Raw genomic sequence first — 21,175 nt, 5'->3', positions numbered from 1 at the left:
GCTTTCCCAATTCTTTCAGTTCGATTGAATCCATTTCACACTGCGTAAGGCCTGGTCGATAACGTCGGGTCGGTACCCCACAATGACCCGATCGTGGACCACCAGGGTCGGGAATGAGACCTCGGGATTCTTGGACTTGATCTCGGCCAAAACTCTGGAACGCTCCTCACCGGTTAAGAGATCCACCAGGCAGAGCTCAAAGGGGACGCCGTACTCCTGCAACATCTCTTTCACACGTCGACAGTGGGGGCACGTGAGCAACGCGTAAAGCACAACGGATGGGTGGTCATGATCGTCATGTTGCGGCATGGAAGAGACTCCCAAGGCGGTCGTCACATCCCGCTTGTCTAACGACCCGGGGTCAGCCCGTTCCTTTTGCTTGATTTTAAAATCACATTTTTTCCAAGAAGTAAAGCGTCGAACCGGAATGGACTCCAGTGGGCATCGCTGCATCGTCGGTGCTTCAGGCACGTAGGCTCCGAGGATGCAGCGAAGAGGCACCCTGGAAAGGGTTCGAGGACACGGATACCGTCGGAAAGGCGGCTTCCTCCAGACAGCGCTATCCGTCTCACAAAGCGTTCTTATAGATTTGAATGACATCTTCCAGTGTCGGGCACCGCGGGTTGGTCAAACCACAGGCGTCCTTTTGCGCGTTCTGAGCCATAATGGGAATGTCTTGTTCTTTCACCCCCAATTCGGCCAAACCTCGAGGAATGCCCACATCCTGGGAGAGTGTGACGATGGCCTCCAGAGCCTTTTCCGCGGCGCAACGCGGGGACAAGCCGTTGATGTTTTCTCCCATGGCGACCGCGATGTCCGCAAAACGATCCATCTTGGCGATCATGTTGAAACGTTCCACGTGCGGGAGGAGAATGGCGTTACAGACTCCGTGAGGTAGATCGTAGAAGCCGCCGAGCTGGTGGGCCATGGCATGGACGTGGCCTAGGCTTGCGTTGTTGAAAGCCATTCCGGCAAGGTATTCTGCGTAAGCCATTTTGTCCCGCGCTTCCACATCGGCTCCATTGGCCACGGCCGCCCTCAAATTCTGGGCGATGAGTTCGATGGCCTTCAGGGCGCAGGCGTCCGTTACGGGGGTGGCAATGGTGGATACGTAAGCTTCCACGGCATGGGTGAGCGCGTCCATGCCGGTGGCGGCCGTGAGCGCGGGAGGCATGCCCATCATGAGCAGGGGATCGTTGATGGCCACATTGGGAGTCACTCTCCAGTCCACGATGGCCATTTTCACCTTGGTGTCGGTATTGGTGATGATGCAAAAACGGGTCATTTCACTGGCCGTCCCGGCGGTGGTATTCACTGCGATGAAAGGCGGCATGGCCTTGCTGGATTTGTCAATGCCTTCATAGTCGCGAATGTGGCCGCCGTTGGTGGCGACGATCCCGATGCCTTTTGCGCAGTCATGGGAGCTGCCCCCGCCCAGCGAGATAATGAGGTCGCAGCCGTTGTCCTTATAGACCTTCAGGCCATCATGCACGTTCACATCCGTGGGATTGGGAACCGTCTCGTCAAAGACAACCACATCCAGCCCGGTGTCTTTCTTGATCAACTGGATGATTTGATCCGCAATGCCTGCGGAAACAATCCCCTTGTCCGTGCACAAAAACGGCTTCTTGCCTCCAAGGACCTTGATCTGATTTCCAATTTCTTTGTGAGACCCAATGCCCATCAACGTGACCGTCGGGATGTAAAACCCATAGACTTGTTCTCTAACCGCCATAACTTGCCTCCTTCTTTGCTTTGAAAACACTCCCACTAGGCCTTCCCTGCGAAGGCACACATCCATCAAGTAATCAAGATAGATGCCACCACATTAAAGAATGTGAAAACAGGGACTTGCCTAAAAGATATGGAAAGGCGGTCTGGGGTTTGTGCCAATCTGGCTTGAGGGACAGAACGCTCTACGCAGGTCGGCTCACGTTCTTGCGCTCTTTTCCTTTAGGAAAAACAGTGACTTGTTTTTTTCGGGATATCCAGGGGTTTTAGGACGGGTCGGTTTTGGATGTGAGTCTTTCTGTCCGTGGGGAAGGACCGATGTGTCATTCTGTCACATGAGTGGAGATTTTTGCAGAGTCACCCGCGCTGTCATTGAGACCGTAGGCTTTCATTTTGCGATACAAGGTTCGGCGGCTGATCCCAAGGGCTCGAGCGACTTCGGTCTTGTTTCCCGAAAAATGCGCCAAGGCCTTTTGAATATGGAGCCGTTCCACTTCTTGAAGGGTTTGGCATGAGAAAGCGGCTGGACCCGTTGGAGGAGCCCCTCGGGTGAGCTCCCAGGGGAGGCTGATGGGGAGAATAACCCGATCTTCGCTGAGGATCAGACAGCGTTCGAGAACATTGCGAAGCTCCCGAACGTTCCCCGGCCAGTGGTAAGCCATGAGATAACCTAGGGTCTCATCGGGTATTTTGTAGGAGATTCCAGGTTGACCTAGAACCCCCAAAAGATGTTCCACCAGCAAGGGAATGTCCTCGCGTCGTTCCCTCAACGGAGGGAGATGAATATGGAAAACGTTCAGTCGGTGATATAGGGCTTCGTGAAAGCGGCCCGCATCCACTTCAGCCTTCAAGTCTCGGTGGGTGGCGAAAAGGAATCGCACGTCCACATGCCGCTCTTGCTGATCGCCGACCCGTCGATACTTCTTGGTCTCCAGGACTCTCAAAAGCGCCCCTTGGAGATCCAAAGGCATGTCCCCGATTTCGTCAAGAAATAGGGTGCCTCCATCGGCAAGGTGAATCAGGCCGTCGCGTGTCTCCTGGGCTCCGGTAAAGGCTCCTTTGACATAGCCGAACAGTTCACTGCGCAGAAGGTCCTTTTGCAATTCCGCGCAGTTCTTAACGACGAAAGGGCGCTGCGTCCGGGGGCTTAGAGCGTGGATGTTTCGTGCCACAACCTCTTTGCCGGTCCCGGACTCTCCGGTGATGAGCACCGATGTGGTGTGTGGACTGACCTTTTTGATCAGCTGGGTAATGTGACGCATGGCTGGAGATCGGCCCACGAGGCGGGGGGCGCCCATATCCTTATGTCCGTGCAGCAGTCGGCGGTTTTCTCTCTTAAGGCACACCCGTTCAAAGGCCTTTTCCAGGACAACTTCCAACCGCTCCAAATCGAACGGTTTGGTGATGTAGTCGTAGGCGCCCAGCCGCATGGCCTTGAGAGCGCTTTCCACGGTGCCGTAGCCCGTGATCAGGATAACTTCCACGTCAGGTAATGTTTGTCGAAAGAAGCTTAAAAGCTCGATGCCGTCGCCGTCGGGCAGCCGAATGTCCGCCACGACGACATCAAACGTCTCCTCGGCGATGCGTTTTTTAGCCGCAGCCGCACTGTCCGCCGTGACAATCCTTCGGTGGGGAGCGGTCAGTTCTTTTTCCGCCAGCTTTCGGATGGATAATTCGTCGTCGATGAGCAGAACACGCATGGGCGTCATGACATCTTTCCGAACACCACGCGAAAGGTGGATCCTTTGTGAGGCTCGCTTTCCACTTCGATGGAAGCATTGTGGGCCTGAGCGATGGAATAGCACATGGAAAGTCCCATCCCTGTACCCCGGCCGACGGGCTTGGTGGTGAAAAAAGGCGCGAAGATCTTCTCCAGGTTCTCCTTGTCGATGCCGCAGCCCGTGTCTTGAACTTCGAGGCAGACTGTGTTGTCGCGGACGAAGGTACGCACGCGCATGGTCCCTTGGCCGTTGGGGAGAGCATCCAAGGCGTTGAGAAGCAGGTTCAGCAAAAGCTGCTTGATTTCCGAAGGGGCTCCGAGGACCTTAGGAAGCTCTGTCTCCAACTCTTGGTGAAACTGGAGTTGCGGATATTCGGGGAAGCGATGCCGCAGCAATTTCACCGTCTCCTGCACGCATTGATTGAGATCCACCGGGATCATGGTTCCGGAATACGGCCGGCTGAAACTTAAAAGACCTTGCACAATCTCCTGACATCGGGCGCATTCTTCCATGATGATGGCCGTGTATTCTTCCAGCGTAGAAGAGAAATCGGGGGGCATTTGGCCCCGCACTTCGGGAAGACGTTTGCGTATGGCTTGGACAAATCCCAGAATGGCCGTCAAGGGGTTATTGATCTCGTGGGCGACCCCTGCGGCCAAAAGACCCACGGTGCTCATCTTTTCGGCATGGTTGAGCTTGGCCTGATATTGGCGCTCCAAAGTCACATCACGTTTCAGCAGCAGAATGTGACAAGGACGGCCCTGGGAGTTCCTCAAAGGAGAGGCCGTGATCTCGAAATAGCGTCTGGAGCCGTTGATGGTCAACAGGTGCTCCTGGCGGCACAACCGATTCGTTTCATAGGCGATGAGCGCCGGACAAGGGTGACACCGTTCGTCGGTGCCTCGAAATGCGCTGTGGCAGAGGCGACCGATAGGGGAATTGCCCCCGAACATATCGTAATAAACCCGATTGACAGAGGTGATGCGTCCCTCCGGGGTGATCACCGCCATGACATCCGTGATTCCGTCCAAAATGGCTTGAATCTGCTGACGCCGTCGTTCCAATTCCAGCGTCGAGGCGTGCAATTGAGCGATCCTTTCCTGGGCTTCTCGAAAAAAACCCAGTTTGGAATATTCAATGCCGATCAAGTCTTCCAAAGAAGGACGAGAATTCATCACCAGGCCTCTTCGCAAATTTTGAGGAGATCCATCCATGTGGCGGGCCTTGGGTTGGTCAACAAGCACGCATCTTGGGCCGCCGTGCGACACAGTTGTGGCACGTAAGAAGGTTCCGGAACCAAATCTCGAAGCCGATGTTTCATCCCCAGGGAAGCGAAGAGATGCTCCAGGGCCTCAATGCCCGCTTGGGCCGTTTTCCGCTCACTGCGCAGGCTTTTCCCGATCAGGATTTTCCCGATCTGAGCCATTTTGGGCAGGGCTGCTTCCATGTTGAATCTCATAACAGCCGGCAACAACACCGAATGCACTTCCCCGTGAAGCACATCGAACATGCCGCCAAGGGAGTGGGCCAAAGCGTGATCCGCTCCCAAGCTCGCATTGCTAAATGCCATAGCCGCGGCGGTACTGGCAATGCTTAGGGCTTCCAGAATTTCCAAGGAAGGGTCTTGGGCCGCCCGAGGTAAATGGATGCTGATCATTTCAATGGCTTTGAGGGACTGGAGTTCCGTGAAGGGGGAGGCGATAACGGACACATAGGATTCGATGGCATGGGCCAAGGCATCGATGGCGGCGGCTAAGACGAGGTAGCGGGGTTTGGTGGTGAGCACATTGGGGTCAATGATGGAGATGTTAGGGACGAGTGTTCGACTGACAATGGTCATCTTGAGCCGCCGGCGTGTATCCGTAATAATGGCGAACTGAGAAATGTCTGACCCGCTCCCCGCGGTGGAAGGAAGAAAAACCATGGGTGGCAAAGGACGGTGAATGCGGTTGGCGCCTTCATAGTCCTGAATTCTCCCCCCATTGCTGGCCACGACGGCAATGCCTTTGGCCGCATCCATAGGGCTTCCGCCTCCAAGGGCAATAATGACGTCCGCTTTATGTTCGGCGTAGAACAGGGCGCCATGGGCCACCTGAGTGTCCCGGGGATTGCTGACAACGTCCTCGAAGTAACACCATTCCAATCCCTCTCCGGCGAGGACATCCAATAGGCGCGACACCCATCCGGCTTCACGCAGTCCCGGATCACTGACCACCATGGGCTTTTCCGCGCCCAGACGTTTGGCGCACAGCCCCGCATATTTCAAGGCACCGCGTCCAAAGATGATTTCCGGGATTGAAAACTTCGTGATTTCCATGCACAACTCCTGAACGCGGCGGCGGTGTGGTCCAGCGTTTTCTACTATCTCCGACAAACGCTGGGTTTGCAAAGTCTGAGAAAATGGTCTCGGTCATGTGGTTTTAGAAAGGGGCTTTCAGAGTTTTGGATTTAGGACAATGAGGGTGCAAGGTCCGCAGCATGGCAGGAAACCACAGAAAAACCGCCGCAGCGTTGCCTCAATAGGCCAAGCTTCCAAGAGAACGCATGATGAGGGTGAAACCCATGGCCAGCATGCCCATGAGCCCCATGCCGCAAGAAAAACCGGCAAGGAGTACAGGAGCGTATTGACGCCAGGCCAGCCCATATTTTTTGGAAAAATAGTAGCGGCCCAAGAATGCCCCGATGATTTCCAGGAAAATCCCATGAGGTGTGGATTGCCCGAGGCCTCTTACGATCCCGTATATGAGTAGCACAGGCCAGTGAAGCACGCTGAGAATCCAGTACACCAAGGTGCCCAGCCCCAAGCCCCACAAGACATACTGCCCCTTTAAGGCCTCAAAAAACGGCGAGTACCCTTCCAGCGTGGCGCTTTGAAGCAACAGGCTGTTGAGCGCCTGGAGATGCCACAGCTCCTGAGCGTACGGGTACTGGGTCGAAGGGATGGGAGCGAGTCGCCAGATGTATTGCGAAAAGAGGAGACTGGCGATCATCACCACCGGGAAGACCAAAATTTCCGCTTTAATGATGCTTCGGAAACTGGTCCCGGTCAGCTCGATTTCCCGCCACCGCACTGTGGCTTTCCCGTAATTATGGATAGGAATGGGGGCATACCAGATGCCGATGCCATGGTAGCCGAAGAATTTGGACGCGGCGATAAAACTTGCCTCCCTCACCATGGGAAGACTGACAAATTGGCCCGTGATACCTTCCATGCGGGCCGAAACGTAACTGATAAAAGGCGTGTAGACAAAACCGTAGGCAACCAAAAAAATCCAGGGAAAGCCGGGAACCAGGATCGAACACAGGACCACGTAAGCCAGAGTGCTGGCCACATAAATGGCCAAAGCAATCCAAATGCTAAAATCTCCTCTGCCGGGCGGCGGTTGGAAAAGTTTTTTCATCCGTTCCCGAAAAGGCGCCATGGCCTCCGAGCGGATCCCCCGAAAGACTTGGGCCATGCCGACCACAGCGATAGCGAGCCCGATGCCGATGCCGAAACTCATATAGAAATCGAAATTATTGGCAAAGACGGTATCCACCGTGCCCATTCCCCGGTGCCAGCGCTGGAGAATGCCATGGTGGTACAAAATGGGATTCGCAACCAAAGTGATCAAGAATCCTGCGGCACCACCCATGACAGCCCAGAAGGGCAGGACCATCCCGATGAAGAGGAGCCCAAGATCCAGCTGGATGCCGGTGGCCACCGCAGGAAGGATGTCTTCCGTGAATGGCGTGAGTTCGATCCATGGAATGGGGAGAAGCCGAACGGGTTCTGAAAGAATGACCCCTGAAGCGGCAGGGAGCAGGACGTAAATGGACCCGAAACACAATCCAATCATCCCTCCGATGGAAAACAGGCGCCACTTCCAGCCGGTCTCCCTCTGTTCCGCAGATTCGGCAAGGGCCATATTCCCAAGGGCCCCCACCGGCGCCATGGGAAACGGAAGTTTTTCCACGTCAGACGTGAGCCGATAGAGCGCATAACCCAGCCCAAAATGGTCGACGGCCTGGATGAGTTCGAAGCCAATCATCAGCAGAATCGGCACCAGCCAATCCCTGTGGAAAAAGGTTCTTTCGATAAGAGACTCCGATCCCGGCTGGGGCGCCACCCAGGAGGGGATGTGTTGGGTGAGGCCCAACATTCGTGCCGCCTCGGATTGGACCAGATACTGATTCCATAAGAGTCCTGAGAAGGGAGAGGCCATAGCCGCTCCCGCCATGTAATAGAGCACAAAGATTTCTTGTTGATTGAGTCGCGTATACGCTCTTTTGGCGACCTCCGCAAAAAGGATGATCGTCACCCAACGGGCCGCCGGACCGATGCCCGTGCCAATGACGAGTCCCAGGTACATCGACCCGGGCATCATAAGAAAGCCGATGAAAATGGCTCCAATGACGGATTTCCAACCGAAGCCGTCCCGAAATTGTGCCGGGGGCTCAAGGAGATCTCGATATTCCTTGAGTTCTTTATCCTCGATCATGAAACGTCTCCGTGTCCCTGTCGTGTCCCCATGTCTTCCAGGGCTAAAGGGGAAGCACATGATAGCTCACGGGTGTAAAAATACCCACGATGAGCCAAGCCATGGCCATGACCATGTCTCCCACGACCAAGCCGATGAAAAGGCGTCGTGCTTCCTTGAAGGCTTTGACCCCGCCGTAGCGCAGCACCAAGGCATTACACAGCCACCCGATGAGGAAGCTGAACCAGAGTATGCGCAAGGCCGAACTATAGGTCGTCAGATAGCCGATGGGATGAAGGGGCCACCACAAAAATCGCCGATAGCCGAACACGAGGAGCGTCATCACGGCGGCTCCAATGCCGGCAAAAACCATGCTCCATTTCTTGGGACCTTCAGGATAGCGCAGCAGCTGGGCGGCCCCTTCGTGGACACGGCGGCTGGTTTCCAGAGCCCAGTCGTCGGGAAGCATCGTAATGCCGTATTGAAAACTCACCACCAACATGGCCGCGCACGAGACGACCACCCCAAGGGTCAACGCGGAGAGGATGCCGAAAAGGAAGCGCCGCCGGACACGTACCCCTTCCGCCACTTTGGACGCGTGGAATAAAGAAGGCAGGAGGGATTCGCGCACATCTACAAATGCCACTTTCTGAACCACCAATCCCAAAGCGAGGGTTAACGGAGCGATGGCCTTCGTGGCGATCATGGAAAGGAAGCCGTCGGACGGAGCGGCCGTGAGGGTGAAGTATGGAAGCCCGCCTTGGCAGATGAGCCGTGCCGTGACCACATGGAGCATGAAACATACCCCGAGAAACAGCACAGACGGCAGTGGATCCATGCCGAAGGTGGTCGTCCACAAGACCGCCCCCCCGCCTCCTGCAAGGAAAAGAAGCAATGCTTTTCGGGGATGCAGGAGACTTTTGGGTGGCTCTTCCCCGCCAGTGTCCCGCCGCCAAAAGCCGGCGATGACTTCCAGGAGATGATGACGGGCCAGCCAGAGGACAAAAAAGAAGAACACCGCGAAGGCCCCAATCATTTGCATTTCTTCCACTCTCGCCAAGACTGGGCCGAAAGTCGTCCCCATGGCCGCGGAAGGCAGCCTCCAGCCCACAAGTTGGAGCAATCCGGGTAGAAGGCCACCGAGAAAGAAAAAAAACCATAGACTGAAGGACACTTGTTTGGAAGTGAGATAAGCAAAGCCGATGAAAGCCGGATAAAGATAGATTTTCACTTTGTAAAAGCCCGACAGAAGTCCTTCCCTGGGGATATATGGCTGGGCAAGGAACAGTACGGGAATCTGGGGAACTTGGGGGTAATAAGTATGCAGCCCATTCATGAGATGTAGGAGGATGGGGACAAAGAAACCCATCACGAAAAGCTTATGCCCCACGTAGGAACTCAAAGCGCCTTTCTCCGATTCCTCCCCGATCTCCAAAGGGACCCTGAGCAGGGGGAAGTTCATCTTCTCGTTTTCGATCCATTGATGACTCAAAAGGCCTGTGAGGCCCAGGAACGCCGCGTAAATGCAGGCGATAAAGATCCCCCAGAGGGTCAGCGGTGTCATCCAGCTGGACCAGGGGATACGGGCGAGAACCTGCAGCCAGGAAAGGTGCCGGCCGTTTTCAAACCCGCGGTAAAGGTTTTGGATCATCTCCGGGTCCCTCGGGAAGAGGCTTTCAGGCAGGAGTTCGAGGAGCGTTTTTCCTGTGGGATGTCCTGTGGCGGCAAGCCAGGCGGGGGTGGTGATGTTGATGAGAAATGTCCGAAAAAGGCCGGTGTAGGCAATACCTGTGGCCACAGTGACCATGGCCCATAGGAGGAGCAACTCTTGGGCGCTCAGCACGGCTCCACGTTGGATCTTTCGGGCAACGGGGTTGTAGATGGCCGCAAAGAAAAGGAGCACACCGAAGGAAGCCAAGGGAAAGTGGCCTCCCGCAAGGGGGCTGTTCTGCAACCGCACATTGTTATATGGGGTCAGGGCGCACAGAAGGACCGATAAAAGTATCCCCAGGGCGATCACCCTCCAGCGCAGTCTTCTTCCCTTCATGATTTATCCTTGCCCTTCTGGGGAACCTCCGAAGTCTTTCGGGACACCCTTCGGAACGGGAGTCCCGGCGTTGCGGGTGTACAAGGCCTTGGTTTCCGGATCGAGAAGTCGCCACAAGAGCATCTGTTTCCGTATGACCTTGATGAAGTTGCGATTGGCCCGCTGCCAGGCCGTCCGTTCACCGGAAAGGCGGATCATTTGGATGGCCACCTCCATGTAACTCGGGTCATCGACGGATGGACAGCAATGCAGGTGCAACCGTTGCTTGATACCAAAATCAAACGGCGCCAACCACACATTGGCGTAAAGCCAAAAACACACCAGTTGCGGGAGCTGAGTTCCGTCCGCGTCGGGAGAAGCCGGTGTGAGATGCACGTCGTCCACAATAAACGGGCCTTGGGCCACGTCTTGGTGTTCCCGGATGAATCCGGCCAGGAAAGCCATGATGCCCGGTTCTTCCTCGGGCTTTAGAAGGAAGGGGAGATGGAGTTCCAGAAGGTCGCCTTGGGCATTAGGCAGCGTCCACGTGCGGGTCACGTCGGGCATGGCCAGCGCGGCCGCCATGCGGGCGGGGTAAAGGGAGGCCAAAAGGACCACCGAAAAGACGAGCACCATGCAGGCCACACTGGCCAAGGAGGAATAGTTGAAGGTCAGTTCGGCGAAAAGGCGTGTCTTTCCCAAAAAGTGGGCGCTAAGCTGGGCCGCAATGTAACCGATCACCGTGGACAGCACGGCCAGTGAGAGGGCTTCCACAATAAACAAGAATCCTACATGGCTCGGCGCAAGACCGACAGAAGTGTAGACGCCGATTTCCGATTTCCTTTCGTGAACGTGCCCGACCATGGTGTTGAGGCAAATGAAGATCACGATGAGCATGGGCACGAGAAGATTCGCAACGCCTTGATAACGCAAGGTTTTGGCGGCTGAATGATAGTAGGTGACATCGGCTCCCACGAACAAGGGGAAGGTGAGGCGTCGAGACAAGTCTTCGGCAATTTCCAAAGCCATTGCCGGCCGCTCCGTCACGAGGGCCACCGCCCGCAGACTCCCCCCCAGAGATATACACGTGGCATGAGGGATCAATACCGTGGATTCGGCGGAGGCCGCCCGAAACCGTTCTATCATCGGTCCGACGGTTTCACCGGATTGCATGGCCTCGGCTTCGGCTTCGGACAGATCGGCATCCGGAGAAATTTCGAGATAAACAGGCTTGATGGGCGTTCCGTCGAGATCCTTCAAAGCTTCTAACCGATCCGGATCAAAAAACCCAATGACGGTAAACGGGACTTCCCACAGATACACGGTGGCTCCCACATCTCGCGTCGGATCCAGATCCAGCTTCCGGGCCAATGGAGTCGGGAGCAGCATGCTCCGAACATCTTCATTGGTGAACCACCGTCCAATGTGGACCATGTTTTTCACTGGAGCTGGAGCGTTGCTGCCCAGTCCTAGAACACCTTCAACGGGCATGACCTTGGTGTCCGTGCTGACGGAGGCCACCGCCCGGAGGGAAGGATGGGTTGGCTCGATCCACGAGCGGGGCCAGAGGACAGCACGGTCGCCGTAGCGGGCTGCGAGGCTTTCCAACGTGAGGGCCGTCAGAGGACGCCACAAATGGTGTTTCATGAGTATCCCGCCGTAGAGCGGGTTGTCCCCGACTCGGGTCATTGTGGTCTTGGTCAGGCTCTTCACATTGGTGAAGGACATGATGGTAAAAGTGAGAATGATCAGGGTGATGGACGTGAGGGCCGTGCGCAATCGTCTCCGGTTCAAGTTGGAGGCTCCGATGGCGAACCCGGCCCCAAAGGCCTGCCATTTATTGACACTTTCTTTTGCCGAGGCCGTTCCCTGATTTATGGGTGTTGCGGCCATTTCCTGTTCAAAGCGCATGAAGAGGATCCACGACACCAGAAGGCTCAAGGCCACTATGAAAAAGGCGATAATCACCACCATGGGATTGTAGGTCAGCCGAAAGGCCGGGTGGAGCGCCCTGATGACGAGGATCGTGGCGACGAGGAGGAGAAAGAACGCCGTGATCTGTTTATAGATGTTTCGAAAACAAAACAGGTACCGTTCAAGGCAGTAAGCAAAAGGCACGAACAAGGCGATAAAAAACATCACCCCTGCGAGCACGTCTTTCTGAGTGTTTTCGATTTCGTTATAGACCGTAATGAGTTTAGCCCAAGCGGAGAGGGTTTTCTCCCAAGAGCGACTGTGGCGCATCTCGGCCTGGTCTTCCCGCGCTCGGCTCCGCTCATCCAGGGCTTCATGGTATAAGTTTTGTAGATATTTGTTGCTGATCCCGTGAGTGTTGAGGTTTTTCAGGCGTTCGCCCACGAGACGCGTCAGGTCGTCCACCACTCGCATTGGGGTTTCGGCGATCAGAGGAGGGTCCCCAATGGGATATCCCAAGCCCATGGGATTCTCCGCCGTGCCGTTGATCAGAAGGAGCTCCTTGCGCAAAAGCGTATCGGAAAGAATCAATTTGAAACGACTTCCCTCTTCCAAAAACACCGACACGGCGAAAGTGTCTCGACCGTCCACGCGGCTGTACCAATACCGCAAAGGCCGGGCCCCGGTCACCCCGTCCAGCACGTTGATTTTTGTCAGGTAATCCATGCGTTGCGGATCCAGAACACCGACGATATCCGTCTGTCGGCAAGGAAACATAACCAGAGTGGTGCTGGCGAGGCGCCCTTTGATGTTCAAGCGGTAATTGTCCTTGGAGGTCTGGACCTTGTCGGCGACCCAGCGGATTTTTCCCGTTTGCGGGTCTACGCCGTAGGCTTCAATGAGAAGTTTTTGGAAAGCGACCCGTTTGTTGGCCACCGCGGGAATGAAAAAGGATCCGTCACGAAACGACATGACACGGACAAGGGAGTCTCCTTGAAGAGCGCATATGATGGTCCCCGCAGCCGGCTTGTCCGGGAAGAGTTCGCCCTGACGGATGAACATGGCCCGCCCCTCGACGGCCGAGAGGCCTTCGACCCCGCTTCGGCAGCTTTCCTTGAGGGCCGGGTGGGAGATCACCTTGGCCAGGAGATCGGCGACGTTTTCTTGGAGCAGTGTCAAAGCAGGCCGGTTCAGACGGGCTTTCGTGTCATTAGGCGTGTCCCAGAAAGTGTGGCGATTGTTGGCGCTGGTCAAAGCAAAGGATGGGCAACTGGAAAGGGCTCCGATATCACACGCCAAACAAAGTGTCCCGAGGGTGTCCACGGCCCGGGACGCCGAATCGGCACCGTGGCGGTCCGTCTTTTCAAAAATGGGTGGCCGTCCGGTGCGGCGGGCGAGATCTTCCGCCGAGCGCCGGAAGAGATCGGCGAGGGCCACGTCGCGGACCATGCGATACACCGGCTCCCGCAAAGGGAACGTGCCGCCCCACTCGGAGAGGGTCAAAAGGCCGGACTGGGATGACAGAGACAGGCCAAGATGCAGAACTCTTTCATACTCATCGGCAAGGTTGCGCAACGTCATCCAGGACTTGACGGCCCGCAAGCGGAGGCGGATTTCTTCGCGCTCCCTATTGAGATCGTTCAGGCTCGAACGAATAAGTTCTGTGGCCAAGATCCGTTCTTCGGGCGTAAGGGCATCTATGTCTTCTTTCCAACTGAGCCGCCGATACTGCAATGCCTGGAACATCCTCGCTTGGTCGGAATGGGCTTCACGACTCAGGCGATCCGCCTCGTCCTTGGCCCGTTCGACCGCGTAGGACCACACCATCGCGCGGGACATGGGTCGGTCAGGGTCAACCTGAAGAGGATCTGGACGGGACAAGAGTCCTCGGAGTTCGTCGATCTGCTTCTGTTTGTCGGACAATGAGCGATGTTCGGTGCGGAGACTGCGGCGCGGCCCTTCCAAGGTCCACAAGACATGGCGCGTGCCCAAAAGTCCTTGGCCGTGGCCGGAAACGGCTACGAGAAGGGTACTGCGTGCCGGGGGGTTGATCATCAAGGTTTCGGCGAGATGAAGGAGCATGGCTGCCGAAACGGCTTGGTCCACTCCAGGCGCCATGCCCACCACAGGAGACGATGCATCGTAAGACGCCTCAATAATCACCAGTTCTTTGGAAAGCTCCGGTGAAGAACCGGGCACGACGCCAAAGATATTTTGTGCCAAGTGATGTTCCCAGTGGCTTTGCACCTGCACCCGGGCCTGTTGATTTTGAGCCGCAGCCTTGCGCAAAATGGCCGCAGTTTCCGGGGGTGCATAAAACCTTGGAAAATCCAATGGGGTGGGGATGTTCTTCACGAGAAATTCATCCCGGGTGTCTTCCTCGCCCCCCAAAAAGATGACGGCTTTCGCGCCCATCTGGACAGCGATCCACCAGTTTTCTCCAGAGGCAACATCCATGAGCACGAGGGTGTCTCGGATGGATCGGCCATCAAATTGCGACAACGCCCCGTCTCCGACGTCCACTAGTGGGCCTTCCAGGCCCTCGGGCGGGGTTTGGGACATCATGGCCATGTTCGGTGACCAGGGGTAAAGTGGGTAATTTTCCGCACCGACGGAGATCTGTCCTTTATCCAAAACCGGGACGGGCACGAAGAAAAAGTGGCGGTCCACATTCTTGAGCCCGAGACGCCGAAAGGTGTGGAAAATGTACTCAGCGGCCGCATCGCACCCCGGCGTGCCGGTGGAACGATCAGGCGTTCGGGTGAGGGCCTCAAGATGGTGGACCAAGGGATCACCGGCAGACACCGCGCTCTTAGGTGAAAATCCACCGACACCCCATGCCATGACAAGGAGAAAAGTCAGAAGCGTAAGCCGTGTCGCGATGCCCGTGATCCCCCTGCGTCGCGGGAATCGGCAGGTGTGGAACGCGAGCGCATCCTTTTTTGCCAGGAAATTCATCAGATCACTTGCCCCACGGACACTTGCAGTTTTTCCCGGTCTTCAATGCGATCAATTCGGCCGTCCCGGATCCAGACCACGCGGTCCGACACATTGATCATCTTGATATCATGCGTGGCGGAGATAATGGTCACTCCCCTTTGTTGGGATAATGTCTTAAGAAGGGTGATGATCTCCTCGCCGGTGCTCAAGTCCAGATTCCCCGTAGGTTCATCGGCCAGAATAATGGCGGGGTCGTTGGCCAGAGCGCGGGCTACGGCCACCCGCTGTTGCTGCCCTCCGGAAAGTTCAGAAGGCTTGTGCTGAAAACGCTCCGCAAGGCCCACCAACCTGAGCAGCTCCATCCCCTTATCCATGTATTCGTCCCGGCCCATGCCGGCGAATATCATGGGCAACGTCACGTTCTCGATGGCGGTCATGACCTGAATCAGATTGAAGGTCTGGAAGATATATCCGATTTTTCGGCACCGGAGCCACGCCAGTTCATAGGCATCCAATTGGGCCACGTCCACTTCGTCGATAAAGACGCGGCCCGAGGTGGGCTTGTCGAGTGCCCCGATCATATTGAACAGGGTGGATTTGCCCGATCCCGACGGTCCCATGATGGACATGTATTCCCCGGCCTTGATTTCCAAGGAGACTCCGCGAAGGGCGTGAACTTCTTCTTGACCCATGCGGAAAACTTTCGTGACGTCCACCAAGCGAACGACGTTGTGCGCACCGTTTCCGTTCATAGAAACTAAGGCTCCGATCTCAACGCCATGGCCGGTTCCATGCGGGCCGCCACCCAAGCCGGGTACATAACCCCGATGAGGCTCAAGGCCACGGCGAGAACTGCAGATTTAATCATGAGGAATCCAAGAGAAACCGCGGGGAGATGGATGAGCGTCACGGTGCCGAAGCGCACCGTCAGAGTCAGCGCCGCCGTAGTCACACCCAATATCCCGCCGACCACTCCGCCCAAAATTCCCTGGTAGGCGGCTTCCAAGACGAAGAGCTTGATGACGAAACTGTCCAGTGCCCCGAGGCATTTCAGGGTCCCGATCTCGCGAAAGCGTTCGGTCACGGCCATCAGCTGAGCATTGACGATGCCGACGGTGCATACCAGGAGAGAGAGCACCACGAGCCATCGGTCCTTGGCCGTGCTGCCGAAATGTCCATCTGTTGGGGTGAAACCGGCAGACAGGATCTCGTCCTGAAGGCCGGGATCCGCCGGCGACCAGATCCCTTCCAAGATGGCGTATACGGCGAAAGTATAGGCGAGGAAGGCCACAGCCAGCATCAGCGTGGACGTGGTGATCATCGAGCGAAAAAAACGCGCCCGCAGGCCGTTAAAAGAAATGCGCAGCACTTGGGACCAGGGAAGGACGATTTGTCGATCGATGCGCTTGGCCATAGACTTGGGACTCGGTCCGCCGATCCACCGTTTATAAGACCCCAGGACGTGTTTAATTTTTTTAAGCTCTCCCGTGAAGGTTTTCAATGGCCCGAACTGTTTCTTGGGCGCCTTGGGTTTTTAGGGCATGGGTGCGGGGTCGTGGGGATGCGAGAGCTTCCTGGATCAGGGCGCTCAAGTCATGAGGATCAAGAGATCGAATGACGCGAAGGACTCCAAGCACCTCCAGCCTCTCGGCCCTCAACGCCTGCTCCCGGTTTTGAGGGAAGGGGTAGACGAGGGCTTTGACGCCTGCGGATATGATGTCCATACACGTATTGTAGCCCGCCATGCTGATGGAAAGCTCGGCCCGGGCCAGTTCCTTGAGGAAGTTATGGGAAAAAGGGTGCCATGAAACCCGTGGGTCCCTGTCCGCTGCACGTTTGAGAACAAGCTTGTCGTGAGGTTCCATGAACGGGCCTTCATGGACATGCAGGGAAAGCCGAGGCTCCGGAATCAAGAGAAAAGCTTCAAGAACGGCATGGATAAGGTCGACACCGACCCGGCCGCCCCCCGTGCTCAACACGATTCTTCCGGCCGTGCGCGGTGGTGGAAGCCCCGGCAAGGCCCGGCGAACATAGCCCGTGTATAGGACGGGAGGTCGGATGTCCTGAACGCGACCAAATGTGTCCTCCAGACGCACGCACGCCGGGTCGGCATGGACGAGGACTAAGTCAAAGTAACGATTCAACCATGTGATCACCCTCTCTTCATAGGCGGCTGGGTCGGCTTTTTCGACAAGGATGTCGCGAACACTGCACACGATGCGAGCAGGGTGCGGCGACACTCGGTTGGCTTCCAGAAGAGGGATGAGTTCAAACTGGAAGCGCTTTCGGCCAAAGGGGAAGAGTTCGATGAGAATGACCTGGGGACCCACCGCATCGTAGAGCTCGAGAAGCGTTCTTTTTCGGGTTTCCTGAATTTGGTCCACGTCCCCTTCGGCTTCCAAGGTGCGGAATGCAGGATCCATCATCAGGGGCGGCAAAGCGATGCGACGGACGTGAGCCGGCGCGTGAAAGCCGGGGAGGGGGTGGCCTCCTTCAACGAAAAACACTTCATGGTCGGACAATGCGGCGGCGATCTCCATGCTGCGAAGGAAATGCCCGATGCCCAACACATGCTGGCAGTACTGGAGAATTTTCATTTTCCTAAGCTCCCAAACGGCGGGCGGCATGGAGCTTGCCGGCTTCGACCGAAAGAACCAACCGAAAAGCTTCCACGAGATCATGAAACAACGGCGACGGAAACCGTCGGCCCCAGCGGTCCAGGCGAAGGAAGAGGCGACGACGTAACGGCAGTGACAGTTCGATTTGGAGGCCCATCCCGGCTTGTCCTCGATTGCACAGATTCTCCTTCTGTAGACCTCGAAAGACCGGGTGATCGGCCACGGAAAACCCTTTTTCCCGAAGAACCCGGGTGCAGGTCGCCTGAAGCCTGTTGTCCCGTCCGCCGAGGTAAAGATCCGCATCCCCGTCGGAGCAGCCGTGAATGGTGATGACTTTCCACGAGGCTTTGGCCAGTGCCAGAGCGACAGGTTCGTCGAATCGGGTGCTCGTCATGTGCAACACCCCGTTGTTCTTTCTCTTAAGTCCTTCAAAATGATAGAAAGTATGTGCGCCTTTCGCGATGGAGCGGGCCAGTTCGGATGTCCCCGGCTCGATGCCGCCCCCGTGAGGAGCCATGACGGCCAAGCCGGAATGGCCCGTGCGCCATTCGATCTGGTAGTCAAGCCCTGACACTTCGCGGCTTTTGAGGACGTGGTAAGAGGAATATCCGTTCATGGGGCGTGTGCCTCTCGCAGGGTCAGGCGATTGCGCTGCATAAGCTCGTTTGAAGGCGGCGGTGACTGGATCAAGGGTTCGGTTTCTGGGTTTAGCTTAGACAGAAAGACCGTGTAAAGATGAACATCAAAGGCAGGGATTGGCATCTGGTGTTGTGGCGGGATTTTTCCTTGTCTCGTGGGCGGACGTAGGGATGACGTGCGGGGGAACAGCCGAAGGAGGGTAGGAATGGAAAGCACAGTGGCTCGGGCATTGGGAATGGTGAGTGAGCCGGTTGCCATCCTGTGGAGCGATGAGAAACCGGGGGGCTCTTCGACTTTTCGTCCCGGAAAGTGGGGCTGCGTCATGTGGATGCTCGTGGGGGCGTCCCGTGGAAAGCCGGCGGCGTTTGACCGGCAATCCTACGGGTGTTGGGGTGGCGGCGTGGGTTTAGGTTTTGGCAACCAATACAAAGCTTTTCCAGGCGGGGAGGCATGTTTCCACTATTTTCTCTCCATTGGAAACAAGCATTGGGATCAAGGGCGCGCCATGGGCGATCAAATGCAGGCATCTGGTGGGGGCGCCTTCGTTGAAGATTTCCGAGAGGGTGAAGCTTATCTGAAAAACCCGAAGCTGGTGGAGCGCTTTGTTCAAAATCTCCCCATCGTGGACGTTCCGACACGATATGTGGTGTTCCAGCCCCTGAAGGCCGTAAACCCTCAAGACACGCAGCCGCAGGTAGTGGTCTTTTGGGCGGAGCCGCATCAATTGGCGGCTTTGGTCGTTTTGGCCAACTACGGCCGTGAAGGAAACGAAAACGTCTTTGTTCCTTTCGCCGCGGGCTGTCAAAGCATCGGCATCTACGCCTACCAAGAAGGTCGGCGCGAAACACCTCGAGGCGTCATCGGCCAGGTGGATCTTTCGGCACGCCTCAACGTGTGCAAGACAATGGGGGACACCGTTTTCACTTTTGCCGCCCCCTGGAAGCTTTTCCAGGAACTTGAGGAAAACGTCGCGGGGAGCTTTGCAGAACGCGCGGTCTGGAAAGAGCTAAAGGAACGATTGGCGGTTGCGAAAAAAGGAGGATCGTGATACCCACAGGACCTCTGCGAAACGACGACGAGGAAATGTGAGCCCAGTCCATGTCGCAAAGGGAAGCGCCGATGGAATCTCCCGTGCGCAGTCGCGTGTACGTCTTCTTTAAGCGGACCAAGTGCTGCATCCGCATCTATTCAGACCTTGATTGCCAATCGTTCCAAGAAGAACTGACCGAAGCCCTGGAAAAACGCAGGTCTCTTTTCCTTCACGTCTATCAACCCAACGGCAATGGTTTTTCCAAGTGTCACACCACGGTGACACCTTATGAGATTTTGGTGGATTGCCTTTTTCACGTCCAAGAAATATCGAACAACGGCGACGACCCCTGTGCGGACAAGGGAAAAGAAGCTCGGTTTTTGGAACAGCTCTTTCGAGAGCACGGTCTGCGCTGATCGTCTTTCTTTATGATGCAGCGCCCTGCGGGCGCCGATTGCGTAGAAGGACAAACCATGGCCGATGAAAGCCCTGAGGCGCGGTGGCGTGAAGCGATCCTCGCCTTGGAAAAAGAGCGCGATCTCCTGCGGCAGCGCATCCAAGAATTGGAAGAGGCCCTGCAGGGGTGCCTGAGTCGCTCCAGACACTGACTGGGGTGCGGATTCGCCGATTGGTGGCTGGACGCCACAAAAGTCCTTTCAGAAAAAACCGCAACCTTTCCTTCTATCAATCCCCCCTGTCCTGCCCTCTCCCCTGGTGAGGAGGAGACGGCGGATCGTCCATCGGAGAAGCCCCGATGACGGACACGAGCCCGGTGTTCGTCTTTCTCATCGACGGCAAGTATCCCGACGAAAGCGCTATGCTGCGAACGCTTCCGAAGGGATTGTCCGAGGACGTGCCGGAAATAACCTATAGAGAGTACTTTCGGGCTCTTGAGGATGTCTTAAGACGGGGGGCCGTGGAACCTATCCGGCGAAGCCTTGAGGTTCTGATCGGCGAGCGCCTATCCCCGGAACAGATTCGCGAAATCCGTGTCGACAGCGTCAAGCACGGCGCATTATACGATGTGGCCAAAGTGACGGTTCGGGTGAATGACCGAGAGCTTTCCATGGCCATGAATTCGGCGCGGCATTGGCGAGGCCGAAGAGCTCTTGAACGGGAGTGGCACACTTTCCAGGTTCTCGCCGAGACACCGGCAGCGCCGTACTTGCCCCAACCGTTGGCCGTCGGGCGCACTCCGGTGGAAGAGACCCCGGGGGCGACCGGGTTGTTTCATTTTTTCCTTGCGCAATGGTTTGAAGGCTTTCACGAATGGCACATGGAGAAGGGCGCCGAGGAGGAGGCTGAATCTGTTCGAGTCTGGGATGAATCTTCCGGGGGAAGCAGGCTGTTGGAAGATCAAGTGTGCGGGCTTCTGCGCGGGGCGGCCTACGTGCTCACCCTGGCTCTCGACAGGGAAGGCTTTCACCAGATTTATCCATGGCACCATGCCGCAGGGGACTTCATCGTTTCCGTTGACCATGAAGAAGTGCGAGTACGCTTGATTTCGGCTCGAGGTCGCACGGTATTGGTGCCACCGGGTTCGCAGCGCCACGAAAGGCTTTCGGCACTCGCGGCTTTTTTTTTCATGTTGACCTTCCGCATGCGTCTGGACCGGGACCAAGGAACGGGCGAATTGGTGTGGGCGCCGGCGCGATGGCTGAGTGCCGTGCTGGATGGATTTCTCCGAGGATGGTCGCACGGGGATTTATCCCATGAGGATTTTTCGACGGAGGAAATCCTCAGCGCGTTTCGAGCTTTTGATGTGGCGGATTGGGAAACGATAGGCGCCCTGCTTGAAGGTGACCTCGTTGTGGATGCCGAAGAAGGACCTGTGGTTTCTCGACGTGTCCCCGAACACGCCCGAGACCTGTATCGCGTTCTCCATGCCTGAATGCGCTCGAGGATGTCCCTCGTGGACCGGTCGCCGCTGACAGGAGCCCTCCGGGTTCAGAGAATGTGTGAGGAGAGATCTCTGAAGGCCAGGCGGCGGAGGGAAAGCCGATGTGGGCCGTCAGAGTGTTTCGTGGTGCCGAAGAGGAAAAGCGGGGGAGGATTGCCTCGGCAGAGATGACCATGGGCAAGGGTTTGGGCGGCAC

The 21,175-nt window shown here is 56.4% G+C and carries 16 protein-coding genes; 4 read left to right on the top strand and 12 right to left on the bottom strand.

Features of this window, described 5'->3' with window-relative positions; all coding sequences use genetic code 11:
* Positions 1-15: 15 nt before the first annotated feature.
* The 12 genes from ACZ5K9_RS01435 to ACZ5K9_RS01380 form a co-directional block, all read right to left on the bottom strand.
* The gene (locus ACZ5K9_RS01435) at positions 16-309 is read right to left on the bottom strand and encodes a glutaredoxin family protein (protein WP_464272646.1); all 294 of its coding nucleotides are present in this window, start codon (positions 307-309) and stop codon (positions 16-18) included.
* A gap of 259 nt (positions 310-568) precedes the next feature.
* Positions 569-1,735 carry an iron-containing alcohol dehydrogenase gene (locus ACZ5K9_RS01430; RefSeq protein WP_464272645.1) on the bottom strand — a complete coding sequence of 389 codons (1,167 nt, stop codon included), beginning with the start codon at positions 1,733-1,735 and terminating at the stop codon, positions 569-571.
* Positions 1,736-2,054: 319 nt separating this feature from the next.
* Positions 2,055-3,440, bottom strand: coding sequence for a sigma-54-dependent transcriptional regulator (locus ACZ5K9_RS01425; RefSeq protein WP_464272644.1), 1,386 nt, complete (start codon positions 3,438-3,440; stop codon positions 2,055-2,057).
* Positions 3,437-4,627, bottom strand: a complete 1,191-nt coding sequence (locus ACZ5K9_RS01420; RefSeq protein WP_464272643.1) for a two-component system sensor histidine kinase NtrB — start codon at positions 4,625-4,627, stop codon at positions 3,437-3,439. The genes ACZ5K9_RS01425 and ACZ5K9_RS01420 overlap by 4 nt, the downstream gene beginning before the upstream one ends.
* Positions 4,627-5,769 (bottom strand): iron-containing alcohol dehydrogenase, encoded by a 1,143-nt coding sequence (locus ACZ5K9_RS01415; protein ID WP_464272642.1) that lies wholly within the window; start codon positions 5,767-5,769, stop codon positions 4,627-4,629. The genes ACZ5K9_RS01420 and ACZ5K9_RS01415 overlap by 1 nt, the downstream gene beginning before the upstream one ends.
* A 199-nt stretch (positions 5,770-5,968) precedes the next feature.
* Complete coding sequence (locus tag ACZ5K9_RS01410; protein WP_464272641.1) at positions 5,969-7,933, bottom strand: OPT family oligopeptide transporter; 1,965 nt, start codon at positions 7,931-7,933, stop codon at positions 5,969-5,971.
* Positions 7,934-7,976: 43 nt separating this feature from the next.
* Complete coding sequence (locus ACZ5K9_RS01405) at positions 7,977-9,959, bottom strand: DUF6785 family protein (RefSeq protein ID WP_464272640.1); 1,983 nt, start codon at positions 9,957-9,959, stop codon at positions 7,977-7,979.
* Positions 9,960-9,962: 3 nt separating this feature from the next.
* Entirely contained in the window at positions 9,963-14,810 is a 4,848-nt protein-coding gene (locus ACZ5K9_RS01400; RefSeq protein ID WP_464272639.1) for an FtsX-like permease family protein, read from the bottom strand.
* The gene (locus ACZ5K9_RS01395; RefSeq protein WP_464272638.1) at positions 14,810-15,544 is read right to left on the bottom strand and encodes an ABC transporter ATP-binding protein; all 735 of its coding nucleotides are present in this window, start codon (positions 15,542-15,544) and stop codon (positions 14,810-14,812) included. The genes ACZ5K9_RS01400 and ACZ5K9_RS01395 overlap by 1 nt, the downstream gene beginning before the upstream one ends.
* 5 nt (positions 15,545-15,549) lie before the next feature.
* A complete protein-coding gene (locus ACZ5K9_RS01390) occupies positions 15,550-16,206 on the bottom strand; it encodes an ABC transporter permease (RefSeq protein ID WP_464272637.1) in 657 nt (218 codons plus the stop codon).
* Between the two features lie 61 nt (positions 16,207-16,267).
* A complete protein-coding gene (locus ACZ5K9_RS01385; protein WP_464272636.1) occupies positions 16,268-17,389 on the bottom strand; it encodes a glycosyltransferase family protein in 1,122 nt (373 codons plus the stop codon).
* A gap of 4 nt (positions 17,390-17,393) precedes the next feature.
* Positions 17,394-18,026 carry a poly-gamma-glutamate hydrolase family protein gene (locus ACZ5K9_RS01380; RefSeq protein WP_464272635.1) on the bottom strand — a complete coding sequence of 211 codons (633 nt, stop codon included), beginning with the start codon at positions 18,024-18,026 and terminating at the stop codon, positions 17,394-17,396.
* 228 nt (positions 18,027-18,254) lie between these two features.
* Here ACZ5K9_RS01380 and ACZ5K9_RS01375 point away from each other — a divergent pair, with 228 nt between their 5' ends.
* From ACZ5K9_RS01375 to ACZ5K9_RS01360, 4 genes are all read left to right on the top strand, one after another.
* Positions 18,255-19,097, top strand: a complete 843-nt coding sequence (locus tag ACZ5K9_RS01375; RefSeq protein WP_464272634.1) for a DUF169 domain-containing protein — start codon at positions 18,255-18,257, stop codon at positions 19,095-19,097.
* A 71-nt stretch (positions 19,098-19,168) separates the two neighbouring features.
* Entirely contained in the window at positions 19,169-19,495 is a 327-nt protein-coding gene (locus ACZ5K9_RS01370) for a hypothetical protein (protein ID WP_464272633.1), read from the top strand.
* A 57-nt stretch (positions 19,496-19,552) separates the two neighbouring features.
* Positions 19,553-19,687, top strand: a complete 135-nt coding sequence (locus tag ACZ5K9_RS01365) for a hypothetical protein (protein WP_464272632.1) — start codon at positions 19,553-19,555, stop codon at positions 19,685-19,687.
* A 146-nt stretch (positions 19,688-19,833) separates the two neighbouring features.
* Entirely contained in the window at positions 19,834-20,970 is a 1,137-nt protein-coding gene (locus ACZ5K9_RS01360; protein ID WP_464272631.1) for a hypothetical protein, read from the top strand.
* Positions 20,971-21,175: the final 205 nt, after the last annotated feature.

The organism is Desulfosoma profundi (assembly GCF_055387865.1).
Note: the sequence above shows the minus strand (reverse complement) of the source record. Positions and strands in the feature narration are given on the sequence as shown.